Consider the following 6,696-nt stretch of genomic DNA (forward strand, 5'->3'; position numbering starts at 1 on the left):
ACCAGCAACCCGCCGACCACCCCGCCGCCGTCGGGCAACGGCTGCACCGCGTCGCTCACCACCAACCAGTGGCAGGGCGGCTTCGTCACCACCGTCCGGGTCACCGCCGGCGCCGGCGCACTCAACGGGTGGGCCGTCGGGTTGACGCTGCCGGCCGGCGCGAGCCTGGTCAACACCTGGAACGCCCAGCCGAGCGGCAGCAGCGGCGCGCTGACCTTCCGCAACGTGGCCTACAACGGCCAGGTCGGCGCGGGCGGCAGCACCGAGTTCGGTTTCCAGGGCACGGGCACCGCCCCCTCCGGCGCCCCCACCTGCACCGCCGGCTGACCGTCCCGGGCCCGGCGCGGGTGCCACCGCGCCGGGCCGCTCCCGCCGTCCGGCGGCCGGTGCTCAGTCCTCCGGTTCCGGGCCGAGCAGCCGGATCTCCTCGATGTCGATGGCCGACTGGAGCTCCCGCAGCACCACGTCGTCGATCTGGTTGCTGTTCCGCAGCCGGGTGATCTCCTGCCGCTTGCGGTCCAGCACGCCGAGGCGCAGCCGCCGGGTCATCTCCCGCTCCTCGTCCGCCTCGTCGCTGCGCGGGGACCGGACCTCCGCCAGGTGGTCCTGGTAGTCGGCGCGGAGCCGCTCGACGGTGTCCGAGCCGGCGCCGACCTCGGCGGCGACCTGGGGCAGCGCGTCCAGCGCGGCCTCGGTGGCCCGGATCCGGGCCCAGCGCACCTCGTGCTCCCTCTCCCGGTCCACCATGAGGCCGGCCCAGTTGACCACGGCCGGCAGGGTGGTGCCCTGCACCAGCATGATCAGCACGATCACCACCACGGTGACGAAGATGATCAGGTCGCGTTCGTGCACCGTGGACCCGTCGTGCGTGGTGACCGGCACGGCCAGTGCGGCGGCGAGCGAGACCGCTCCCCGGAACCCGGCCCAGCCGGCGGCGGTGCGCACCCGGGCGTCGAAGCGCCGGGCGCGGCGGGACTCCCGACGGTCGACGCCCTGCAGCCCGGCCACCGACAGCTGCACCCAGATCATCCGGGTCGCCACCACGACCAGGACGACCACCACCGCGATGCCGAACGACTCCAGCGGCGAGTGGCTCGTGATGCTGCGCAGCGACCGGGGCACCTGCATGCCGAGCAGCACGAACAGACTTCCGTTGATCATGAAGGTGGAGAGGTCCCAGAACGCGTACGCGGTGATCCGGGAGCGAGCCCGGATCACCCGGGGTCCCGCGTAGGACAGCAGCAGGCCGGCCACCACGACCCCGAGCACCCCGCTGGCGTGCACCGCGTCGGCGAGCAGGAACGCCACGAAGGGGGTGAGGATGCTCAGCCCGCCCTCACGCAGCGGATCGTCCACGTGCTTGCGGATCAGGACGACCACACCGCCGACGACCAAACCCGCGAGGATCCCCCCGATTGATTTACCGACGAACTGGCCGCCCAGTTCGAGCGCGTCGGGCACCCTCCCACCGGCGATCACCCCCACGGCCACCGAGAAGAGCACCAGCGCGATGCCGTCGTTGACCAGGCTCTCCGTGCGCAGCGTGGTGAGGATGCCGCGCGGCATCCGCTTGGCCAGGCCGGCCACGGCGGCGGCGTCGGTGGGCGCGAGCACCGCGCCGAGCACCCACGCGGCGGCCGGCTCGACGCCGAGCGCCTTCGCCACGTACGCCACGGCGACCATCGTGATGATCACCAGCGCCACGGCGAGCAGGGCGATCACGACAAGGTTGGCCCGGATCTCGCGGAGGCTGATGACCAGGCTCTCCCGGTAGAGGATCGCCGGGAGGAAGAGCAGCAGCACCACCTCGGGTTCGAGGATCACGTTGTCGAACATCGGCAGCAGGCCGAGCCCCGCGCCCATCGCGATGAGCAGCACGGGCGGCGCGACGCTGTACCGGCCGCCGATGGTGGTGCCGACGAGCACGGTGACGCCGAGCACCGTGATCAGCACGAGTGCGCCCACGCCGTACCCCCGTCACCGTCCGCCGGATCCCACGGTGCCGCACCGCGGGCCCGCGGCGGGGTGGAACGGCCGATCGCTACTCGAAGCGGGACGGGTCGCCGGCGCCGAGGCGGAGGATCTCCGGCTCCGGCCCGGACAGGTCGACCACGGTGGTCGGCTCCAGCCCGCAGTCCCCCGCGTCGACCACGGCGTCGACCAGGTGGTCGAGCCGTTCCTTGATCTCCCACCCCTGCGTCAGCGGCTCCTCCTCGCCGGGGAGCAGCAGGGTGCTGGAGAGCAGCGGCTCGCCGAGTTCGGCCAGCAGCGCCTGGGTCACCGTGTGCTTCGGCACGCGGACCCCGACGGCCCGCCGCCGCGGATCCTGAAGGCGCCGGGGCACCTCGGGGGTGGCCGGAAGGATGAACGTGTAACTGCCCGGGATGGCCGCCTTGACCTGGCGGAAGACCGCGTTGCTGAGCTTGACGAACTGGCCGAGCTGGGCGAAGTCGCGGCACACCAGGGTGAACGGGTGCCGCTCGTCGAGCCGGCGGATCTCCCGGATCCGCTCGACGCCACTGCGGTTGCCGGGCCGACAGCCGAGGGCGTAGCAGGAGTCGGTCGGGTAGGCGATGAGGCCGTCGCGGCGCAGCAGGTCCACCACCTGCCGGAGCACCCGGGGCTGCGGATTGTCCGGGTGCAGGTCGTAGTACCTCGCCACGCCCGTCAGCCTATGCCGCCGGGCCGGGCGCGGGCGAACGGAGAAGATCCGGCGTGACCAGGTTTGCCGTGCGGGCGTTCTGGAAACAGAGGGGCGGCTCAACGAGGGGGGACCTGACCATGTCCGAAGCCAGTACAGACCGCGCCGAGCGTCCGGCCGAGGTGACCGATCCGCTGCTGTGGGGCCTCTCCGCGGCGGTGGCCGACGCCCACCAGCCCGACGACGAGCGGGCCTGCGTCAGCCCGAGCTGCGTCGGGGCGGCTTGGCCGTGCGCCGCCTGGGAGAGCGCGCAGGAGGGGCTGCGCGCCGCCCGGATGCCGCGTCCGGTGCCGGCCGCCGGCACGCCCGCCGAGCCGGGCCGGACCCCCCCGACCGGGTGGTCCAGCGACGAGGTCCCGGCCGTCCGCGCCGAGCCGCTCGCCGTCACCGCCGCCTGACGTCACCGCCGCGGCGGACCGGGGCGTGATCAGGGCAAACGGCCGCCGGGTGCCGGGAACGGACCGTACCGTGAGGTGCGGCGAACAGGCGCACCCCGCGGTGCGCCCGCCGCCGACCTGCCCCGCGGGGTACGCCGGCACGCGTCCGCCGCGCCGCGTGCCCGCCGCAACCGGAGGTGAGCCTGTGGCCCCCGTCCCGGCGGTTCGCACGCTTGGCGTGGAGGAGGAGTACCTGCTCCTGGATCCGGTGACCGGGCAGAGCCTGCCGGTGGCCGACCGGGTGCTCGCCGCGCTCTCCGGCCCGAGCCGGGAGCAGAGCCGGCAGGAGTTCCGGCACAGCATGGTCGAGATGGTGACGCCGATCTGCACCGACCTGGCCGAGCTGCGCGAGCACCTGGTGGTGCTCCGCCGGGCCGCGGCCGAGGCGGCCGAGGCGGCGGGGGCGCGGCTGGTGGCGGTCGCCGCGACGCCGGTGTGCGAGCCGCACCGCTCGGTGCCGGACAAGGACCGCTACCGCGCCATGTCCCACCGGTTCGGGCCGGTGGCGCACGACCCGGCGGTCTGCGGGTGTCACGTCCACGTCGGGGTGCCGGACCGGGAACTCGCCGTGCAGATCTGCAACCACCTGCGGCCCTGGCTGCCGGTGGTGCAGGCGCTCACCGCCAACTCGCCGCTGCACGACGGGCGGGACACCGGGCACGCGAGCTGGCGCGCCATGCAGTTCGACCGCTGGCCGAGCGTCGGGCCGACGCCGCACTTCGAGTCCGCCGCCGACTACGACCGGACGGTGGGGGATCTCGTCGACGCCGGCATCATGCTCGACCCCCAGATGGTCTACTGGTACGCCCGCCCGTCCGTCGCCTATCCCACCGTGGAGGTCCGGGTGGGCGACGTCTGCCCGACGGTGGACGACACGGTGCTGGTCGCCGGCATCCTGCGGGCGCTGGTCGCCACGGCGGCCGAGGACGTGGAGGCCGGCCGGCCCGCGCCCCGGATCCGGGACTGCCTGGTGGCGGCCGCGCACTGGCGTGCGGCGCACGACGGCGTCGACGGGGACCTGGTCGACCTGCGCGCGGGCGGATCCCGACCGGCCTGGGAGCTGATCGACGACCTGGTCGCCACCGTCACTCCCGCGCTGACCGCGTACGGGGACCTGGACCGGGTGACCCACCAGCTCGACCGGCTGCGCCGCGACGGCAACGGGGCGACCCGGCAGCGGCGGATCCTGGCCGACACCGACGGGGACGTCCGGGCCGTCCTGGACGAGCTGGCCTCCCGGACCCTCGACGCCTGAGCGACCGGCGGTCAGACGGGCGGGATGCCGGACCGCCCGATCCGGGCCAGGTCGGGTTCCCCGCCGACCGTCCGGTTGGGCGGCGTCCTGGCCGGCTCGGCCGGCTGGGCCGGCTCGGTCCGCTCCTCGATCTCGGCGCTGCCGATCTCGCGCATCATGTCCGCGACGACCGCGAGGGCGGCGGCCTTGTCGGGGTACTGCCGGCCGGTGGCGATGACCTGCCCGTCGTCGCCGAGCAGGGTGAACCCGTAGGTGCCGGTGTCGGCCGCGGCGATGAGGAACTTCATCCCCGGCGCTTACCCGGAGGGCGGGCGGCGACACCACCGGGGGGCTGGCCGTCAGTCCCAGCGGGTGGCCGTCGCGGCGAACAGCTCCGGGTCGCTGGCCACCGGGATCACGCAGAGCAGGTGACCGCCCGGCGCCCGCAGCACGTGGCAGTCGAGCCAGCGGGAGACCGGGGTGGCGCCGAGGCCGACCAGCCGGTCCACCTCGGCGGCCAGGTCGTCGGTCTCGATGTCGAGGTGGTGCCGGGGCGCGTCGTCCACCGACTGGACGGCGGTGACCAGCCCGGGCACCACCTCGACCAGGTCGGTGAACTGGGGCTCGGCCGGGTCGGTGCGGGTCGGCGCGCCGAGCGCCGCGGACCAGAACTCGACCGCCGGCGCGGCGGCGTCGCGGGGCGCGTCGAGGATGAGGGCGTACAGCCGGGAGCGGTGCATCGGCCGAGCTTAACCACGATCGGTGTCGATGGCAGGCTCACGCCGAGGGGTTGACCGCCCGAAGCCAGGCCTGGGCGATCAGCGCGTGACCGAACGGGGTCGGGTGCACCCCGTCGCGGGTCCACACGCGGCCGTCCACGCCGGCGGCCTGGAACAGCTCGTCCACCGCCACCAGGGTCGCGTCGAACTCGGCGGCGAGCGAGCGGACCGCCTCGACCTTCGGGTCCAGGTCCTCCCGCCAGGCGTGGTGCGCGTCGTCCAGCGGGACCACGAAGGGTTCGACGAGGACCAGCCGGGCGCCCAGCGGCCGGGTGGCCTCGAGCAGGTGCCGGTAGTCGCGGGCGAAGTCGTCGGCGCTGGTCGGGTCGTCGCGGGTGTAGCGCCGCCAGGTGTCGTTGATGCCGATCAACACCGACACCACCTGCGGGGCGAGGGCCAGGCAGTCGCCCTCCCAGCGGGCCCGCAGGTCGCGTACCCGGTCGCCGCTGATTCCCCGGTTGAGGAAGGTGGCCCGGTGGCCGGGGTGCCGGGCCGTGAACCAGGCGGAGGCCATCATGGCGTACCCGGTGCCCAGGTCGTCGCCGCAGGACCGGTCCCGGCCGGCGTCGGTGATGCTGTCGCCGATGAAGAGCACCCGGCCGCCGCGCGGCACCTCCACGGTCATCCGCCCGTCCCCTCCCCCGTCACGCCGTCTCCATGATCATGCCGTAAGCCGGTCGCCGCCCCACGGCCGGCCGACCCGCTGGGAAAAATTCGCCGTCCGGCTGTTGCGTTTTGCGAGCCGGGACCGATCACACAACCGTGGCAGCGCGGCGACCGGGATGTGAAAACCTCCCCACATTGCCCTCCAACGTTGCAATTGGCGCACATCCGATGGTTGACTGCTGCACCATGCCAGAGCCGAAAATCATGGACAGGTCGGTTCTTTCGTGAGAAGCACGGACATCACCCCACGGCGGAGCACCTGGCGACAACGGGCGGCCCGCTGGCTGGACCCCACCGTCGCCCGGTGGGACGTGGCGCCACCGGAGACACCCGAACCGCCGCCCCGGGAGGAGCCCGGACCCGGCCCGTGGCCCGCCATCTGCGACCAGTTCGCCCTGCGGATCCTCGCCGCCGCGTACCAGATGGGCACCCACCTGGAGGCCGTCGAAGCCGACGAGCAGGACCCCGAACGCCTGGAGCGGCTCTACCGGATCGACCACGCCAACACCCGGATCCGGCGGCACGCCGAGAACCTCCAGGTGCTGCTGGGCCGCCGGGTCGAGGACGCCGACCCGCAGACCGTCCCCCTGGTCGACGTGGTCCGCGCCGCCGCCTCCGCGGTCGAGCACTACCCGCGCATCCGGGTGGGCCACGTGGTCGAGCTGGCGGTGGTCGAGTTCGCCGCCGACGACGTGATCCGGGTGCTCACCGAACTGCTCGACAACGCCACCCGGTTCTCCCCACCCACCGCGGCCGTGACCGTGTCGGCGTTCGTCACCGAGGACGGTGGCGTCCTGCTGCGGGTAGAGGACGCCGGAGTGGGCCTGCACCCCGACCACCTCGTCCAGCTCAACTCGCTGCTCAGCGGCCGGCCGGCCA

The 6,696-nt window shown here is 73.9% G+C and carries 9 protein-coding genes; 4 read left to right on the forward strand and 5 right to left on the reverse strand.

Annotated elements, in window-relative coordinates:
- A partial coding sequence (locus tag F8274_RS29390) for a cellulose binding domain-containing protein (protein ID WP_192580043.1) occupies positions 1-327 on the forward strand: 327 nt, incomplete at its 5' end.
- A 63-nt stretch (positions 328-390) separates the two neighbouring features.
- Here the strand turns inward: F8274_RS29390 and F8274_RS29395 are convergent.
- Positions 391-1,965, reverse strand: a complete 1,575-nt coding sequence (locus F8274_RS29395; RefSeq protein ID WP_192580044.1) for a Na+/H+ antiporter — start codon at positions 1,963-1,965, stop codon at positions 391-393.
- 76 nt (positions 1,966-2,041) lie between these two features.
- Complete coding sequence (locus tag F8274_RS29400) at positions 2,042-2,662, reverse strand: L-threonylcarbamoyladenylate synthase (protein ID WP_151465608.1); 621 nt, start codon at positions 2,660-2,662, stop codon at positions 2,042-2,044.
- Between the two features lie 119 nt (positions 2,663-2,781).
- Here F8274_RS29400 and F8274_RS29405 point away from each other — a divergent pair, with 119 nt between their 5' ends.
- On the forward strand, positions 2,782-3,099 hold the full coding sequence (locus F8274_RS29405) for a hypothetical protein (protein WP_225854032.1): 318 nt from the start codon (positions 2,782-2,784) through the stop codon (positions 3,097-3,099).
- Between the two features lie 184 nt (positions 3,100-3,283).
- Positions 3,284-4,393, forward strand: coding sequence for a glutamate--cysteine ligase (locus F8274_RS29410; RefSeq protein ID WP_151465609.1), 1,110 nt, complete (start codon positions 3,284-3,286; stop codon positions 4,391-4,393).
- 11 nt (positions 4,394-4,404) lie between these two features.
- Here F8274_RS29410 and F8274_RS29415 read toward each other — a convergent pair whose 3' ends face one another.
- From F8274_RS29415 to F8274_RS29425, 3 genes are read right to left on the reverse strand one after another with little or no spacing between them, the layout of a single operon-like run.
- On the reverse strand, positions 4,405-4,680 hold the full coding sequence (locus tag F8274_RS29415) for a YegP family protein (RefSeq protein WP_151465610.1): 276 nt from the start codon (positions 4,678-4,680) through the stop codon (positions 4,405-4,407).
- Between the two features lie 51 nt (positions 4,681-4,731).
- Positions 4,732-5,112, reverse strand: a complete 381-nt coding sequence (locus F8274_RS29420) for a VOC family protein (RefSeq protein WP_151465611.1) — start codon at positions 5,110-5,112, stop codon at positions 4,732-4,734.
- A 37-nt stretch (positions 5,113-5,149) separates the two neighbouring features.
- Complete coding sequence (locus F8274_RS29425) at positions 5,150-5,776, reverse strand: SGNH/GDSL hydrolase family protein (protein WP_151465612.1); 627 nt, start codon at positions 5,774-5,776, stop codon at positions 5,150-5,152.
- 265 nt (positions 5,777-6,041) lie between these two features.
- Between F8274_RS29425 and F8274_RS29430 the strand changes: the two genes are divergently transcribed.
- Positions 6,042-6,696, forward strand: a 655-nt coding sequence (locus tag F8274_RS29430) for a sensor histidine kinase KdpD (RefSeq protein ID WP_151465613.1), incomplete at its 3' end; no start/stop codon positions are given.

The organism is Micromonospora sp. AMSO31t, from assembly GCF_008868175.1.
Lineage (GTDB): Bacteria > Actinomycetota > Actinomycetes > Mycobacteriales > Micromonosporaceae > Micromonospora.